The sequence below is a fragment of the Noviherbaspirillum phoenicis genome (genome assembly GCF_047237965.1).
Taxonomy (GTDB): Bacteria; Pseudomonadota; Gammaproteobacteria; order Burkholderiales; family Burkholderiaceae_D; genus Noviherbaspirillum_A.
Window position 1 is genome coordinate 2,724,417 of sequence record NZ_JBDFLX010000001.1, and the last position, 16,706, is coordinate 2,741,122.

Genomic DNA, 16,706 nt, shown 5'->3' on the forward strand with positions numbered 1-16,706 from the left:
ACGGCGCGCTCAACGGGATTTAAAAGCAACGACAACTTCAACAACAACCGCAACCGCAACTGCAACTGCAACGCAACGCAACGCAACTGCCCTGCGTGCCGACGCCCACCACCCCGACGTGGCGCCGGTTCAGTCCTTCCCGAACTCCTCGCCCAATTCCCTGCCCCGTGCCGACGCCGCATGCAGCGCCTTCACGATGGAGTCCTTCACGCCCGCCGCTTCCATTGACGTAAGCGCCGCATAGGTGGTGCCGCCCTTGGACGTGACCCGCTCGCGCAGCACCGACACCGGCTCGCTGGACCGGGCTGCCAGCTGGGCGGCGCCAGTGAAGGTGGCGATCGCCAGCTCGGTGCCCTGCTCCGGCGTGAGGCCCAGCTCCTGCGCCGCCTGCTGCATCGCTTCGATGAAATAGAACACATAGGCCGGCCCGCTGCCCGAGACTGCGGTGACCGGGTCGATCAGGCTTTCATCCTCCAGCCAGACCGTGCCGCCGACCGCGCGCATGATGGCGTCGGCAGCGGTGCGCTGCTCTGCGCTCACGCCGGGCAGCGCCGCCATGCCGGTGATGCCCATGCCGATCAGCGCGGGCGTATTGGGCATGGTGCGCACGATGGCGCCGTGTCCGCCCAGCCAGCGCGACAGATCCACGCCGCGGATGCCGGCGGCGATCGACAGCACCAGCTGCGCCTTCAGGTGCGGCAGCAACTGCGCGGCCACCTCGCGCATCTGCTGCGGCTTGACCGCCAGCACGATCACGTCGCTCGCCGCAACCGCGCCGTCGATCTGCTGCGAGGTGGCGACGCCGAACTGCTGCGCCAGGCGCGCCAGCGCGTCGGCATTGATGTCGACCACATGGATGTTGGCGCCGTCGGTCAGCTTGCCGGCCAGGCCGCCGATAAGGGCGGCGGCCATGTTGCCGCCGCCGATGAATGTGATCTTCAGGTTAGTTTGCATAGTCGCGTTTTCCAAAAATGGCGGTTCCGATTCGAACCATGGTGCTGCCTTCGGCAATGGCCGCGGCAAGGTCGGCCGACATGCCCATGGACAGCGTGTCCAGGCGCAGGCCATCGGCGCGCAGCTGCCCGGCCAGCTGGCGCAATGCGCGCAGCGGCGCACGCTGCGCGGCTTCATCGCCTGCCGGCTCGGGTATAGCCATCAGCCCGCGCAGCGCCAGCCGCGGCAGGGCGGACACGGCGCGGGCCAGCGCCGGCAATTCTTCAGGCGCGATGCCGCTCTTGCTGGCTTCGCCGCTGATGTTGACCTGCAGGCAGATCTGCAACGGCGGCAGATGTTGCGGCCGCTGCTCGGACAGGCGCTGCGCGATCTTCAGGCGGTCGACCGAATGCACCCAGTCGAAATGCTCGGCGATGGGCCGGGTCTTATTGCTTTGTATCGGCCCGATGAAGTGCCACTCCAGGCCGGGGGCCTTGTCCTGCAGCGCAGCGATCTTGTCCAAGGCTTCCTGCAGATAGTTTTCACCAAACGCGCGCTGGCCGGCGTTGAACGCTTCCAGCACCGCATCCGGGCCAAATGTTTTGGAAACGGCCAAAAGGGCGATATCCGATGGATTGCGGCCGGCATTTCTCGCCGCAGCAACAATCGCCGCATGTACTGCTTGCAGGTTTTCCGTGATGTGGGACATAATTTAATGACTTACGGAAACATTTTCCGGTTTTCGTGCACTCCACCCTGGTGGTTCCGGGCCAGACAGCCTGCCCACTTCCTGATTTTTCCTCTTTCGCGGGCCTGGGATTATAAATGGACATCTCCGAATTACTCGCCTTCTCGGTCAAGAACAAGGCTTCCGACCTCCACCTCTCGGCCGGACTGCCGCCGATGATACGGGTGCATGGCGATGTGCGGCGCATCAACCTGCCGCCGCTGGAGCACAAGGATGTGCACGGCATGATCTATGACATCATGAACGATGGCCAGCGCAAGGCGTACGAGGAAAACCTGGAGATCGACTTTTCCTTCGCCATCCCCGGCCTGGCCCGTTTCCGCGTCAATGCCTACAACCAGGACCGCGGCGCCGCCGCCGTGCTGCGCACGATTCCATCGACCATCCTCAGCCTGGAACAGCTGAACGCGCCCAAGATCTTTGCCGAACTGGCCCTGAAGCCGCGCGGCCTGGTGCTGGTCACCGGCCCCACGGGCTCCGGCAAGTCGACCACGCTGGCGGCCATGGTGAACCATGTCAATGAAAACGAGTATGCCCATATCCTGACCATCGAGGACCCGATCGAATTCGTGCACGAGTCGCGCAAATGCCTGATCAACCAGCGTGAGGTCGGCGTCCATACCCATTCCTTCAATGCCGCGCTGCGCTCGGCGCTGCGGGAAGATCCCGACGTGGTGCTGGTGGGCGAGCTGCGCGACCTGGAAACCATACGGCTGGCCTTGTCGGCGGCGGAAACCGGCCACCTGGTGTTCGGCACGCTGCACACCTCGTCGGCGGCCAAGACCATCGACCGTATCATCGATGTGTTCCCCGGCGACGAGAAGGAAATGGTGCGCGCCATGCTGTCGGAGTCCTTGCAGGCCGTAATCTCCCAGACGCTGTTGAAGACCAAGGACGGCAGCGGCCGCGTGGCGGCGCATGAAATCATGCTGGGCACGCCGGCCATCCGCAACCTGATCCGCGAAGCCAAGATCGCCCAGATGTATTCGGCGATACAGACCGGCGCGAACCTCGGCATGCAGACGCTCGACAGCTGCCTGACCGACCTGGTCAGGCGCAATGTGATTTCGTCGGCCGCAGCGCGCGCCGCCGCCAAGACCCCGGAAAACTTTCCCGGCTAAGCGCCGGCATCACTGACGCAAAGGACGTACGATGGAACGCGAACAGGCAACCCGATTCATGCACGACCTGCTGCGGCTGATGCTGAGCAAGAACGGCTCGGACCTCTTCATCACGGCCGACTTCCCACCCGCCTTCAAGATTGACGGCAAGATGACGCCCGTGTCTAACCAGCCACTGATGCCCGGCCACACCCTGGAACTGGCGCGCGCCATCATGAGCGACAAGCAGGCCGCCGAATTCGAGGCCAGCAAGGAATGCAACTTCGCGATCAGCCCGGCCAATCTCGGGCGCTTCCGCGTCTCGGCCTTCGTCCAGCAGGGCAAGGTCGGCATGGTGCTGCGGGTGATCACCACCGCCATTCCGAAAATGGAAGACCTGAAGCTGCCGGAAGTACTGAAGGACGTGGTGATGACCAAGCGCGGCCTGGTCATTATGGTGGGCGCCACCGGCTCCGGCAAGTCGACCACGCTGGCGGCCATGGTGGGTTACCGCAACGAGAACAGCTACGGCCACATCATCACGGTGGAAGATCCAGTCGAATACATCCATCCGCACAAGAACTGCATCGTGACCCAGCGCGAGATCGGCGTTGACACCGCCGACTGGGGCACCGCGCTGAAGAACACGCTGCGCCAGGCGCCCGACGTGATCCTGATCGGCGAGATCCGTGACCGTGAATCGATGGACTATGCGGTCGCCTTCGCTGAGACCGGCCATCTGTGCCTGGCCACCATGCATGCCAACAGCGCCAACCAGGCGCTGGACCGCATCATCAACTTCTTCCCCGAAGAGCGCCGCCAGCAATTGCTGATGGACCTGTCGCTGAACCTCAAGGCCATGATTTCGCAGCGCCTGGTGCCTCTGAAAGACACCAAGGGCCGCTGCGCCGCGGTGGAGATCATGCTCAACTCGCCGCTGGTGTCGGACCTGATCTTCAAGGGCGACGTGCATGAGATCAAGGAGATCATGAAGAAGTCGCGCGAGCTGGGCATGCAGACCTTCGACCAGGCGCTGTTCGACCTGCACGAAGCCGGCCGCATCTCGTACGAAGACGCGCTGCGCAATGCCGATTCGGTCAATGACCTGCGGCTGTCGATCAAGCTCAACGGCAAGGAAGCCAAGGACCGCGACCTGTCCTCCGGCACCGCCCATCTGGGCATCGTGTAAGTCACCCCACGCCCGTCCGCATCCCACGCTAGCAAGCCGACTCCTGCGCTGGCGCAAGGTTGCGCTTGCGCTGTCTCAATGAACCGGCCACGAGGCAGCCGCAAGCTGCGCATCTTGCGAGCAGGCGCCATCTCCATCCCGCGTTCAGTCTGACCCAGACCGACAGCCAGCCAACGCGCGCCCGGGGCCTTCCGCTTCAGGCTCCTGGCTGTGCGTGGCCGCCCTGCCCGCTCCCTCGAAAACCAGCAGCAGAATGCAATGGGAGAAAAGCATGCGGAACGCACAGGTCGGGCAAGTCAGCAACAAGACGCCACAGAAGCACACCATCATCTCGATGGATGGCAACGATGATGACAATCATGCTGGCAGCCCCCCGACGAACCGCAAGCCGGGGACCGCCGTCGCTTCTGCCAGCAGCTCAAGCGCCTTGTCGGAAACCGTGAGCGATACCCCCGTGGTGTCGTTCAACCAGATCCATCGCAGCCACACACAGCGCCAGCCACGGCCAGAGAATGCAGGCGCCCTCAGCAGCCATCCGCGCGTGGACCGGGAGATCTTGCAGCTTTGCCAGCAATACGAGGCCAACACCGATGCCCTGGCTGCGATACGCCTGCGCCCTGCCGGCGACGGCACGTCGGCGAACGAGCTCACCAGGCTGCAGAAGGAACGCAAGGAGCTTGCCACCCGGCTGCAGCAATGTGCCAGCCTGTTGCAGCCCGACCTGTCGGGCACCTTGATGGAACGGGTCAAGACCGCTGCCACTGTCGATCTCGAGAACCGCTTCAGGCATGTCTGGAATGACTATCAGCAGACACAGCGCGACAGCTGCACGAAATACCTGTGGAACATGGCGTCCGGCGCGGTGGCCTACGCCATGCCGTTTGGCACGGCAACCATGCTGTCGCGCGGCTTGCAGATTCCCTATCTCGTGCTGCTCGCCGGCACGCTCCACACGCTGGCCGAGCCGATCTGGACCATGGTGCGCACCACCAGCTGGACCAATCCGGCATCGGAAATCTGCGTCGGACGTCAGCGTGCGCGCGCCCGCGCCAACGGCGATGCATGGCGCCACCTCGCACATATAAAACCCAAGGCGAAGATGCTGTGGCAGGATCCCCGAACTGGGCAGTACTCCCGCCTGACGGCCGCGCAGGCGCTCGCCACCAATCAGGACCTATGGCTCTGGCTGCATAAGGTCGTCACGGATGACCTGCCCTTCTTTGTGTTCTTCTTTCTGTATGCCGGCAAGAATTCGCTCAATGAAGCGCTGGGCCCGGCATTCTTCGATCGCACCTCTCCCCTTGGCATGCGCAATGACCTGCTGGCGCAGTTCGGCGCGGGACTGGCTTCCGGCGCACTCACCACCCTGCTTGCCCAGGGATTGCGCCGTGCCATCTCGGGCGCCACCAAAGGCCAGGAAGTCGTGACCAAAAGCCTGCACGTCTGGAAGCTGGAGGCACGCTATCTGAAGTCCTATATCGAGGACATGGAAGAGGAGCTGACCAGAACAAACCTGCCGGCGAACGATGCAAGGCAACTGGAGCGACAGCTTGTGGAAGTCCGGGCCCAGCATCGGAAGGCGCAGGCCAAGTCCGGCTTGTTGACGTCGATCGGCCATGAATTCGGCGTGATGTTCCAGAAGAAACGCGAGTCGACAGGAACCGACCCCGACATGCCTGGCAAGCGGCTCGACACCATATGCAGCATCCTCGGCAAGACCACCAGCCTGCTGCCCGGCCTGCTGGCGACACATCTGTGCCAGCCGCTTGCCAATTCCAACAGCCTGATGGAGCGCATGATCTCCTATACCGTGCCGCCGTTTTTCCTGATTGCCTGGCCCGGCTTTGCGATGCGCACGGAATTCCAGGACTGGTGGCGCTCCCTGTACGGCGCCAGCAAGGGCAAGCTCAGCGCCCTGCGCGCAGGATGCTGCTGCGCAGCCGATCCCGACGCTGGCGACGAAGGGGGCGTCGGCGCAAGCACCGGCGGCAACGACGATGAGGGCAAGGAGCACGGTAACACCGGACAAGCCCGTTCAAGCAATGAAGGCGGTCTGGCCAAGGCCAATAAGAGCCATGAAGGCAACAGCGCCGCGCGACAAGCCGCACGCACACCCACAAAAGCGGATCACGATGGATCGCTTAGCTCCGACAAGGTCGAGACCAGGTCTGACACAAGCACAAGCCCAAGCTCCGATACCAGCTCCAGCCCGGTCACGTCAGAGGATTCCGAAGACAGCGAGACTTCTTCGTCATCCAGGCAGGATGCCCGTGACAGCTACACCGCATCGGGTGATGACTCAAGCACGGATGACGACAGTGCATGAAGCAGTGCCTGCCTGGGGCTGCCCCACCCTGAGTGAACCCCGGCAAAAAGCAGGTTACATAGCGGCGCGATTCCCCACGCATGGCGTCTGGCCCTTCGCCCCTGCGTGCCTTGGCGCGCCGCATCACATCCGCTTCGCCTACTGCCCCGCTTGTTCAACTTCAGGAGCTGTCCCATGAAAGAAAAAGAGTTCAAGGCCTTATGCCGCAAGGTTTGCATGGCGCTCAATCATCCAGCACCGGACGCGCTGGGCGATCAAGGCCGCATCACGATCGACGGCGTGGAGATTGCGCTTTTCTTTGACGAGCAGGTCAATCCGGACATGCTGTTCTGCTACGTGGACATGGGGCCTATTCCGGAGGCAATGCGCACCGACATGTATGGCCAGCTGCTGACCATGAATCTGCTGTCGGGCGCCAAGACCAACGGCGTCTATTCGCTCGACCCCAACAGTGGCAATGCGATTTTCGTGGTGCACTTCATGCAGCCCGAAAAACTCGACACGCAAATGCTGGCGCAGGCGTTTACCGTCTACGCAACCCAGACCAACAGCCTGCGCGCGATGTTGCACGACGATGCGCCAGAAGCTGCCGCGAGCACTGTGGCAACCGGCGCTACTGCACACGGCCGTGCCGCGTCCATGATCGACCTCGCGTAACCCATGCGCGCCACCGAGGGCAGGCAACGGTCCAACAGCTCGACGCCGATGCTGAACCGGCAACAGCCATCGTCGTCCTATGTGAAAGGCAATGACCGGGATAATGGCGGTGATGACGACGACATCGTGTTGCAGCCCTTCACAGCAACGCAAGCGGCAGACAGCGGCATTGGCGTTCAGGATGCACCCGCATTCATGGCGATACCGCTGGACGGCGCGCTGCAACAGAAGCTGGCCCGCTGCAAGCGCAAGATGGACCTTGCCAGCAGCCGTCTGATCAATATCAGCAGGCAAGGGGGAGACACGAAAAAAGCGCGAGCGGACCTCGATGCAGCCGTTGCCACATGGTCAAGACTGAGCCAGAGCACAGATCCAGGCTATCTTTTCCACACCATCAATGACGCCAGCACCAGGGCCGCTTATGCGCGTTACCAACGGGAATGGGATGCCTACCAAAAGGTGACCAGAGAAGGCGGGCTGAAGCACCTGCACAATCTGGCTGCCGGCGGCGTCGGCAACTTCATCTGCTTTGGCCTGGGTGGCTTCGCAGCCGCCTACAGCGGCAGCTGGCTGGTGGGCTTGACGGTCAATACCGTTGCCTGGACTTTCGCCGAGCCATTGATCAGCATGATGCGCGCCACCACGGTCAATAACCCCTACATGGATTTCTACATGGTGCGCCAACGCCTGCAGGCGCGCGCCATACGGGAGCAACTGGAAGGCACTGCCGACCTTGAATGCAACAAGAAGTTTCAGTGGTTGGACCATGACAGCAATCACACTGAATGGCTCAATGCAAGCGAATGGCTGGATCGCACCAGCTGGCGTGGGCTGTGGGCAGGCAAGCATTTCACCGACGATCTGATCTACCACGTCTATAGCGTGATGTACGGGCTGACCAACTGTTTGCCCGAATTCTTCGGCAAGTCTTTCTATGACATGTCCACCTGGCAAGGCAAGCTTGCCTTCGCCGGCATACGCGCCGGCGGCGGCTTTGTCGCTGGCGCCCTGATCCAGGAAGGCATGCACTTGCTACGCGCCTCGGTCATGGAACATACCGGCGGCAAGGAAACAGTCACCAAGCCATGCGCCCTTTGGGAAAAGGAGGCGCACTATGTCGGCATGCTGCTTGATCGCATCGACGGCAAGCTTGCAGAGCATGGACTGGATATCGCCGCGATAAACACCCTGGAACAGCTGAAGGCTTCCTTACTGCTGTGGCATCAGAAAGCCGTCGCAAAGTCGCGCTTCATCCCCTCCCTTGCCTACGAATGGCGCGTGATGCTGCAGTCCAGGCGTGACGCGACGGGCATCGACCCCGAAGTGCCGGGCAAGCGGCTCGACACCCTCGCCAGCTTCATCGGCAAAGCCGCCTCCCAGCTGCCCGGCATCGCGGTTGGCCAGCTTGCAGGCTCAGCCGCAACAAGATCGGCCTTGCCCTGGGTCAGATGGAGTGGCTATATCGTGCCGCCGCTGGTGTCGATCGCCTGGGGCTTTTCCTTCCGCCGGGAGTTCGAAGTCGTGGGCAGGACCATGCTGGGTGTGGGGCAAGCGATTGCAAGGAGATGTTGCTGTGGCGTGTCAGCCCGGGCTGACGAAGACGTTTAAGGCTAACCCCTGGCAATGCATAGATAGCGCTGGCCGTCTTACAGGTCGCCACGCCGCCAGATGAATCCTGCTTTTTACACTTGGGCTAATGCCCATGCTAACAAGACTAATTAAGCATGTTGGCTATTGCCGCGCTGTTACCTATCGCGATTGATCCAGATCGCCGCAAGCCTGCCTTGAGCCTTTTTATCGCTGCGAATGCACTATCTGCAGCAAGGTCAAATGACCGCTTCCATGGTGGGCGTCACGTGCAACAAAAATGATCACAGTGCAGCAATGCAACCGCCCGTCTGTTCATTGGCCACGGCTCCTTCGCGGCGAGCCGGGGAACATAGTGCAGTTGAAAAATACATGCATCCTTAAGACAAACAGGCTTCACGCAAATGCCTGGGCACGAACACGTTATGGAATCAATGCCTTCAATCACTTTCACAGAGGAGAAGCGGATGGATGGGACAGCCAGATACGGGAGTTCAAGCAGCTCATTTGAATCTGCTACCCGTTGGGGAAAACCGGTAGCAACGCAGGGAAAATCCGAGCAGAAGCAAACTGATCCAGGCATGGATGACTGGGAGTTAATGGAAGGCGACGATGACTGGGAATTCGTTCCCAATCAGCAAGTCTTGTCCGATCAGAAAAGAGCTGATCCGGACGATGAGGAATGGGAATTGGTGGAGCATCCAGGTGCCTTGACTATTGCGCACAAACTGGCCACGTCGCCCGGCAATGTCAACGGCAGCTGGGCAACAGTGGATCCAAGTGTATCGCCTGCTGATGCGGGCATTGACATGGACGATGCATCGCATGGCGGTATGAAGGATCCGTTAGCTTACCTGCAACGCTTTATATCCGAAGATGCGCTCGACGATACACCGGATGTAATCCAGCTGAGAACAGCGCTGAGAAGCGCCCATGCTGAATACAATGACCTGATGCGGGAAGCAAAGGAGTCCAACCAGGATCTTTGCTCCCGGGAGATGCTCTTCAATTTTTTGTCCGGCGCGAATGCCTTCCTGATGTGCTTCGGTGCTGGCACCTTGACCTCCAGTGCGGTGGGCATGCCGGTGGTCGGCTGGGGAATGAGCACCCTTCTGTGGGCTTTGACGGAACGGTTCTCGCCGATGATACGCAACACCACCTGGAGCAATCCGCATGCTGACAAGACTTACCCTCTGCTTGGCAACCTGATTGAGCAAGCGGCCAGAAACTTGGTGCGCCGAATCGGCGGCATGCAACCCCATCAATATGCCGACAATCAGAATGCCTCAGACGGTTCAGATGACGTGCGGCTAAGCGACATAGGCGTGACGGGATTCCTGAAAGCCTGGCTAGGAAAAATGAGTACGGAAGACCTACCCTATTACTTCTATACCCTCTGTTACGGCACGCGCTACAGCATCATTGCGCGCATGAATTTGCCTGCCACCTCGTTTGCCAGCTTGTTTACGCTGCTGGTCGCAGGCACGCTGGCGGGGGCAAGCACGGCGACCACCACGCACTTTCTTCGCCGCCAGCTTCATAACTCAAGCGGGCAAAGGATTACCAAAACAATGGCCATCTGGAAAAAAGAATTGACAATCCTGGACCTGCATAGACAACTTCTTGTCGCATCTATCAACACTCCTGGCATCAGTAGGGAATTGGTAGGCGTAAAAGAGCGCGAGAAAGCTGCGCTAAATAAATTAATCAATCAAGCAGTGCAAAAATCCCAATTACCGAGTTCACTTTGGTTCGAAATGAGGGCCATGTTCAACGTGAAACGTGGCATTGGCGACCAACGCGGCGAAGTGGCTGGAAAATTAGCAGAATTTGTTGCCGGTCTTCTGGCCAAGGGAAGTGTACTTGGCATCAGTACCGGATGGAACTATGGCTTTACGACACCCATGCTGCAAGCTACAGCAAGCGCAAGCGGAAAGATCGGCATCATGTGGGGCCAATATGGCATGCTGATTTTCGCATTCAATGCGCGTAAGGAGTTTGAACTGGCTTATCGTGGTGTTCTGGGCCTCGGGCTCGGAACTCGGGACGTATTCCTAGAAACGTTTCCTTGTTTGCAAATTCCGATACGGGAGGATGCGGAAAACCTAGGGCCCAAACCAGGGCTGCCTTCGATGAATTCGACGGCCGAACTCATGGCGGATTACAAAGAAAGAACAAATCTGGGTAAAAAAGCTCCCAAGCATCGAGGCACCATGGATGGTGGCGATGAAGACGTCAATGGAGACGACAACGACAATAGAGTGACGCGGCGCAACATGGTTGATGAAAGGGTCGATGCCAATCGCCTCAAGAGTGAGAAGTCTGCGGCGCCGAGCCGAAAGCAAGGAAGAGGTTCATCTCGTAATGTGTCCGAAAATACCGGCCATGCCAGCAAGGCTGACGTCGCAGAAACCGTTGACGAAGGAACTGGGCCGACATCCCCAGCCAGGAAAGTTAAGAATCTGGTCAATGAAAGCCTCGACATTTCGGATAGCTCGGAATCCAGCGAATAGGCAAATCTTGCAGTGCGGGGCAGGGCGGGGTTATATCGCTATTGGCCCTGCCCCGCCGTGAACAATCACCCTGCATGCTTCATCGTGTTGTCTCCAACCACATAGAACTTGCAAAAGGTAATTTCAGCCGATTTCAGCGCAGCATGGATGCATTGCCGTGTAAGCAAAGAAAGAGTTAGGCAAAACTGGAACTGGTCTTGCCTGCATCAAGGCATCGCCTCGAACGCTACTTCGGCATTGGCCTGGGTTCCCTTGTCATACGTTTCGTTGCCTGTCACTACGCAGGTTTTCAACACGATTCAGGAAAATCCAGGAAAGGCCGAAGCTTATTCTGTCTTCTCCCCTATTTAATAGGTCGCATTAAACTCTTTCGATGTATAGCGGAACGTCGAGAACTTTTTCTGCCATATTGAGCGCTGTCACAGGCGAGATTAATGATATCCGCTCCGCGATTTCTTTATTTATTTCCGGTATGCTGATAATTTTCTTGCGGTAAGGGCTATAACGGAGACATAAATCAATATACGCCGCTGTCGCAGTATGTAATTTCACTTTACTATTTCTTATGAGCAAAGCATTTATATCAGCCCAGATTTTCCGGTTTTCGTGTGTATCATTAAATTTTAAACTTATCCAAGTTAGCGCGTGGTTATCGAAAATCGCATTTCTTAATGCGCTTATGCCGATAGAACTGAAGGAGGAGCTGCTAAAAATACTAAGCAAATCCAGATTTCTATTTTCAAGCAAGGCATACGCAAACAGTTTAGCATCTTCATCAGATAGCAAGGGATAAACTTCCTGCTGCCGGTTTCTGGGCTTAATTCTGTACTGTTCCAATCGCAGCGCTTTAAGCGTCCTGTTCTCCCTTAAGAATTCCGCGAGCAGACGTATTCCTTCTCTTTCAAAATGACTCCCATAAAGATCAAGTGTGGCGAGCGTTTTATTTTTGTCAAAGATATTGAGCAGGGGTTTCAAATTTTTAATACCAACAACACTAACACCAAGCGTTTTTAATGTCGTATTTTCTCGCAATGCTGCAGATAGATCTTCGATCCCTTTGGAACCAATTTTATTCTCACTGATATTAATCGATATGAGTGCTCGGTTATTTTCCAAAACCTCGACAAGTGCCCTTGCACTTTTAAAGTATTGGTTGTATCGAATACTATTTTTTAAAAGATTTACAAGAATATTGTTTTCATCTAATTTTAGGCGTCGCACCGAAAAATTTTTTTTCATTGCTTTTAAAATTGATTTAATACAATACTTACTGAGGTTACTTCCAGAGATATCTAGCGAAAAATCGATGCTACTGGCCTCCAATACAGAAACAAGTGCCGGAACTGTTTTTTCATTAATGCTCAATTTTAAATATTTAAATGCTTCATTTATTGAAATTCCTACCAGAAGCCGATACAAACCTTCTGCAGTGACTTCATCATTTTGACTGACATCCAGATCAGTTAAGGTTGAGTTTTCTTCCAGCGCTTCGGCAAGTTCAAAAAAATGATAATCACCAAGTCTATTTTTTGAAATGTCCAGAATTTTTATACTTTGATTCTCTGCCAAAATTTCGGTGAAATCTTGCAGACTATTGATTGGGCCTGGCATGATAACTGAACCATACCCCTCCTTTTCGCTTCCAGGCACAGCATAATCCTCTCCCCTTCCCATGCCATTTCCACTCAAGTCAAGCGCTACCACATTACGCGCCCCTTTTAGAAAACGCATAAATCCTTCCCAAACTTTGCTGTTGTCAAGACCAACACACCCTGTGATCACACCTTTCTCATCCATCCAGTTCAATACGTCAAATTTTTCATGCCATATTAATTGCTGAATAAGTTGATGCCGCTCGACATCATCATCTGGAATTTCTCCGTTCAAAAAAGCACAGTGACTAGGGTTATTGATATCAAGGTACAGATGTAAATTTTTACTATCCTGGGGTGCGGTTTGCTTTTTTTGTACGTTTTTCAACCGACTCTGTTCATGGACGATGGAACTGCTGTTAGATGATTGAGACGGAAATCGGGAAGATTCATACGACTTGGATAAGTTCGCGCTATTCAAGGTGGCCTCGTTAGGAATGAATGTTGTGACACAGTGGATCAGCACTTGTTTTGCTTGTGCCAAACTGTGATCAAGGGAGGAGAAATGACGTTCCGTCTAGGCGTCGTGTGTAACTTTTTAAACCTGCTATTCCTAAAGTATTTCCAATCTTTTTACTAGCTACCTGCCTTGATGGTCGTGCAACCATTAACGTCTAAAGTTTCAACCACGATGCAGTGCGCACGTGCGATCGGCCCTGGCTGATGCCTTGCGATTTCTCAGATGCGTTGCTGGTTCGACTGCCCTTGGCGTCGGCTTTTTCATATCTCCAACTGGATATCATTGGGGCCAGGTCTTTACGCGGCTTGAAGCTGGAAGCGCCCCAGTGCGTACTAAGCCTGTTGCTATCGATATGACCGTCGTCGCGAAAGCGATTGCAGCCCTCAGCGATTCCACATCGCTTAAGCATGGCAGGGTGCAGCAAGACATTGAACGGCAAACAGCGGCATGTGCCGCATGATGTGTGGAAACAGCTTGATGCGTCATTGGGCCGTCTTAGCCGCATCATGCAGCAACGGCAACAAGGCGTCTTCGGCGATGTTGCGAAAGCCGGTCTATGCGGCGCAGGGAAGCCCTGCGCCTTATCTTCAACCAATTATCGTTGCTCGCCAGCCCAATTTAATTTATTGAACCGGATCGTCGACGCATCACGTTGGAATAGGCTTAGCAGGTGCAGCTTTGGAGTTGCTTGCCTGCTGCTTGCGAAGATCTTTTCCTCGGCCGGGAGAATTGTCTGATCTCGACTGAACCGACTTCGGGGTTCGATCGGAAACAAGCCTGGTCGGCGTGCGATTCGGGAGCCCATTCTGTTGGCCCGTCCGACGTTCAGAATTGGGCGTGCTCTTCTTGGGAGTAAGTTCGTTGATCCTGGGTAGAACGGGAAACGAGCTTGGTGCAGTAGGCAATCTGACCAAACCGCTTGCATAGCTGGAAGAACGCGGGGGTAGCGTACCGTTAGCGGCCCTTGCCTCCCAGGTATTTTTCCTCGCTTGCCTGCTTGTTGCGGGAAGCACGCCTATCCACATGTCGCCATCTGTTCTTCTCTTCTCGGATGCGCCCTGCGTGGGAAAAGTGGACAGCTGCGCATAGTTACCGGCATCTTTCAGATCTTCGAATGTAACTTGAATCGGCTTCTTGGCCATGTACTTCTCAGGATCCTTGGGCGCCTTTTTCTTGCTGTCAAACTCAGCTTCACAAAGAAGCATGTTGTCCCGTTTTGTATAATGGGCGACGGAAAGACTTTTCGAAATTTTTACGGGCTTTGACACCTCATTGGGATTTTCAGGTATCTCCAAAGTTTTCCAGATAGCTTTGTGTAATCCCCTCTCTTTTTCAGTCGGATTTCGTAACTTTGGCTGTTCCTTGAGTTCCGGAATTGGATTTTCCACGCAGATATATAGTCCGTCTTTTTCCTTCGTGCTGAGCAGTGAGCTATTTATATATTTGTCGTATCGCTTTACCAGTTTCTTATGTCCATGCTCGCGCGCAGCATATTTGGCCGTATCGTTGGAGTAAAATGATTTTTGCCCCAAGAGCAGCCTCTCCTTCATTTTGGAATACTCCCACATCTCGCAATTTGGGTCCAAGCGCAGCAATGTGGACATGAAGATATCTGCCCTCGCTATATCTCCCAGCGCCATGGCCATGTAAAATGCGCTTATTCCAAAGGTGCCATTCTTGAGTTTATCCGGCCTTCTTGCGTGAAGAATTTCCTCCTTGTCCTTGTCAGAAATAAAGGCTGAATACAGGACCGTCTCCATGAACATCTTTATCATTGTTGTCGTGGAGTGTGTCATCGCATAATAAAATGCCTGCAAATTCTGATGCTGAGTTGCCTGTATTGCTTCTTTCTTGATATCGCATGGCGCAAATGCCGTCACTGCAAGCAGATAGGCGCGCACTAATTCCACGCTTTCGTTCTTTATTGCAATATGCAAAAGCGGCAAGCCGGAATTCGCCAATATATCGTGATAGACTCTTGTTTCCTCACGAATAAACGCTCTTTCCTCCACAGTCAAACGTTTCTGCATTTTTCTCAGAAGTTCGATTCTTTGCAGCTGGCGCTTTCGGACCACGTACCAGGCGCCTTTTAGTCCGGCCGGTCTGATATTGTTTATCTTCCGTCTCTCCCACCAATTTAATGTCGCTTTGAATTCCTTAAGCGTCTCGCGCTCTTCATCTTCTGGCCTCCAAGAAAAAAACGACCAATCCGGTCCGATTTTTTCATCATCACATTTTTCTGATTCCACGTAAGAAATCCACCGCTTATTTTCTTTCAAAAGAAGTTTTTTCTCCTCTTCAGGAAGGTTCCGTATTCTTTCCTCTTCGGCAAGCTTCCGCTTTCTTTCCTCTTCGGCAAGCTTCCGCTTTCTTTCCTCTTCGGCAAGGTTACGCTTTCTTTCCTCTTCAGCACGGATCAGCTTTGTGTTCTCCGCAACATGTCGCGCTTTTGTTCTGGCCACCTTAGCTGGTATCTGTGGCGCATGATTGTCAATGTATTTTTCTATCACCCATTTATCAAAAAAGGCATTGACATCAGCCTGCAAGGTCTTGCAAGGCTGCCCCCGCTTTCCCAAAAGGCAAGATAATTTCAGTTGACTTCCCAATTTTGGGTCGGTGCAGATTTCAGCCACTTTCTTATAGACCGCTTCGGCGTTCTCGTTCGTATTTTCGCCGCTCATAAGAAGTGTCAATTCTTTGACGTGCGAATAGCCATGCATTAACGTGGCTTTATCGATTGGCGCTGGGGGTTGTTTTTCGGCTATTTTTTTTCTTTTTGCAATCTCCGCTTCCACCAATCCGGTCGGTGCCAACCCACCCTGTGATTGCCTTCTCCTTATTTTCTGGACAAGCGGCAAATCGCTCAGGTTTATCTTTTGCTGGTCTGTTTTTGGTGCGCCCGAAGTTGCCGGCTTACCGGATTGGGACCTATTGTTCCCGTCCTTACCCCTGCTATCTCCGCTACTGCTTTCAACTATGGAACTGTCGTAATCATCTATGGCAAGCGAGGTAGTGCGGGCAATCTGAGTTCCTGCGTCTGCTGTTTTTTTTGTGGCTGGCGGCTTATTGTCGGACGATGCCGGGCTGGATGAAGGGTTGCTCTTGAATACAGGCTTGCTAGCTACTTTTGCCTGCGCTTTAGTGGAAGTACCGCTTGATGTATTTTGATTTTGGAACAGGGGAATTACATCGTATTCCGTGTCGTCCCAGGAACCGCTCACCTCGTCAAGCAATGGCGTAGTTAGTTGTTTTTGGAAATAGCTTCTGGAGGGCGACTTGTCGCTGCCGGGCTTGGCCTTGCCGGTTTTGCCTGCCTTTGCAGCCTGGCTTTTACCGGTAGAGCTCGATGCATTGGACAGGATGGGCTGGCTTTCTTTTTTGGTGGTCACGCGGGGTGAAGGCTTGGTAGCTGGCGCGGACTGTTTGCCGCCTGGCTTGCCGCTCTGCTCCTTGCCATGTTGTGGAGGTAGGAGTGACTCCGTTTCGGAGTGAGAATCGCTGATGCTAATGCTTCCGCCTGGCATAGAACCTCCCGAAATAG

10 protein-coding genes are annotated in these 16,706 nt (G+C 55.5%); 6 read left to right on the plus strand and 4 right to left on the minus strand.

Translation table 11 applies throughout. From position 1 onward, the window contains the following. Nucleotides 1-129 precede the first annotated feature (129 nt). Together proC and ABC383_RS12355 are read right to left on the minus strand one after the other, a co-directional pair. Nucleotides 130-954: a pyrroline-5-carboxylate reductase gene (proC, locus tag ABC383_RS12350; RefSeq protein ID WP_413014324.1), complete on the minus strand. Its 825-nt coding sequence runs from the start codon at nucleotides 952-954 to the stop codon at nucleotides 130-132. Next, nucleotides 944-1,642, minus strand: coding sequence for a YggS family pyridoxal phosphate-dependent enzyme (locus ABC383_RS12355; RefSeq protein WP_413014326.1), 699 nt, complete (start codon nucleotides 1,640-1,642; stop codon nucleotides 944-946). The genes proC and ABC383_RS12355 overlap by 11 nt, the downstream gene beginning before the upstream one ends. A gap of 116 nt (nucleotides 1,643-1,758) precedes the next feature. On the opposite strand from ABC383_RS12355, the gene ABC383_RS12360 reads away from it, so the two are divergent. The 6 genes from ABC383_RS12360 to ABC383_RS12385 all read left to right on the plus strand — a co-directional run bounded on the left by ABC383_RS12360 (nucleotide 1,759) and on the right by ABC383_RS12385 (nucleotide 11,053). Beyond that, nucleotides 1,759-2,802 (plus strand): type IV pilus twitching motility protein PilT, encoded by a 1,044-nt coding sequence (locus tag ABC383_RS12360; RefSeq protein WP_194715380.1) that lies wholly within the window; start codon nucleotides 1,759-1,761, stop codon nucleotides 2,800-2,802. 31 nt (nucleotides 2,803-2,833) lie between these two features. Next, nucleotides 2,834-3,970, plus strand: coding sequence for a PilT/PilU family type 4a pilus ATPase (locus ABC383_RS12365; RefSeq protein ID WP_413014328.1), 1,137 nt, complete (start codon nucleotides 2,834-2,836; stop codon nucleotides 3,968-3,970). 271 nt (nucleotides 3,971-4,241) lie between these two features. Then, nucleotides 4,242-6,296: a hypothetical protein gene (locus ABC383_RS12370; RefSeq protein WP_413014330.1), complete on the plus strand. Its 2,055-nt coding sequence runs from the start codon at nucleotides 4,242-4,244 to the stop codon at nucleotides 6,294-6,296. A 174-nt stretch (nucleotides 6,297-6,470) separates the two neighbouring features. After that, nucleotides 6,471-6,953 (plus strand): CesT family type III secretion system chaperone, encoded by a 483-nt coding sequence (locus tag ABC383_RS12375; RefSeq protein ID WP_413014332.1) that lies wholly within the window; start codon nucleotides 6,471-6,473, stop codon nucleotides 6,951-6,953. 3 nt (nucleotides 6,954-6,956) lie between these two features. After that, nucleotides 6,957-8,561 carry a hypothetical protein gene (locus ABC383_RS12380; protein WP_413014334.1) on the plus strand — a complete coding sequence of 535 codons (1,605 nt, stop codon included), beginning with the start codon at nucleotides 6,957-6,959 and terminating at the stop codon, nucleotides 8,559-8,561. Between the two features lie 446 nt (nucleotides 8,562-9,007). After that, nucleotides 9,008-11,053 carry a hypothetical protein gene (locus ABC383_RS12385; RefSeq protein ID WP_413014336.1) on the plus strand — a complete coding sequence of 682 codons (2,046 nt, stop codon included), beginning with the start codon at nucleotides 9,008-9,010 and terminating at the stop codon, nucleotides 11,051-11,053. A 360-nt stretch (nucleotides 11,054-11,413) separates the two neighbouring features. Here the strand turns inward: ABC383_RS12385 and ABC383_RS12390 are convergent, their stop codons facing one another. Continuing rightward, a complete protein-coding gene (locus tag ABC383_RS12390) occupies nucleotides 11,414-13,033 on the minus strand; it encodes a leucine-rich repeat domain-containing protein (protein WP_413014337.1) in 1,620 nt (539 codons plus the stop codon). Nucleotides 13,034-13,812: 779 nt separating this feature from the next. Continuing rightward, the gene (locus ABC383_RS12395; RefSeq protein WP_413014339.1) at nucleotides 13,813-16,554 is read right to left on the minus strand and encodes a hypothetical protein; all 2,742 of its coding nucleotides are present in this window, start codon (nucleotides 16,552-16,554) and stop codon (nucleotides 13,813-13,815) included. Between the last annotated feature and the right edge of the window lie 152 nt (nucleotides 16,555-16,706).

Bases quoted from the DNA above. Each gene is read 5' to 3' on its own strand.
- ABC383_RS12370 (WP_413014330.1), top strand. From the start codon at position 4,242: ATGCGGAACGCACAGGTCGGGCAAGTCAGCAACAAGACGCCACAGAAG.
- proC (WP_413014324.1), bottom strand. From the start codon at position 954: ATGCAAACTAACCTGAAGATCACATTCATCGGCGGCGGCAACATGGCC.
- ABC383_RS12375 (WP_413014332.1), top strand. From the start codon at position 6,471: ATGAAAGAAAAAGAGTTCAAGGCCTTATGCCGCAAGGTTTGCATGGCG.
- ABC383_RS12360 (WP_194715380.1), top strand. From the start codon at position 1,759: ATGGACATCTCCGAATTACTCGCCTTCTCGGTCAAGAACAAGGCTTCC.
- ABC383_RS12355 (WP_413014326.1), bottom strand. From the start codon at position 1,642: ATGTCCCACATCACGGAAAACCTGCAAGCAGTACATGCGGCGATTGTT.
- ABC383_RS12385 (WP_413014336.1), top strand. From the start codon at position 9,008: ATGGATGGGACAGCCAGATACGGGAGTTCAAGCAGCTCATTTGAATCT.
- ABC383_RS12380 (WP_413014334.1), top strand. From the start codon at position 6,957: ATGCGCGCCACCGAGGGCAGGCAACGGTCCAACAGCTCGACGCCGATG.
- ABC383_RS12365 (WP_413014328.1), top strand. From the start codon at position 2,834: ATGGAACGCGAACAGGCAACCCGATTCATGCACGACCTGCTGCGGCTG.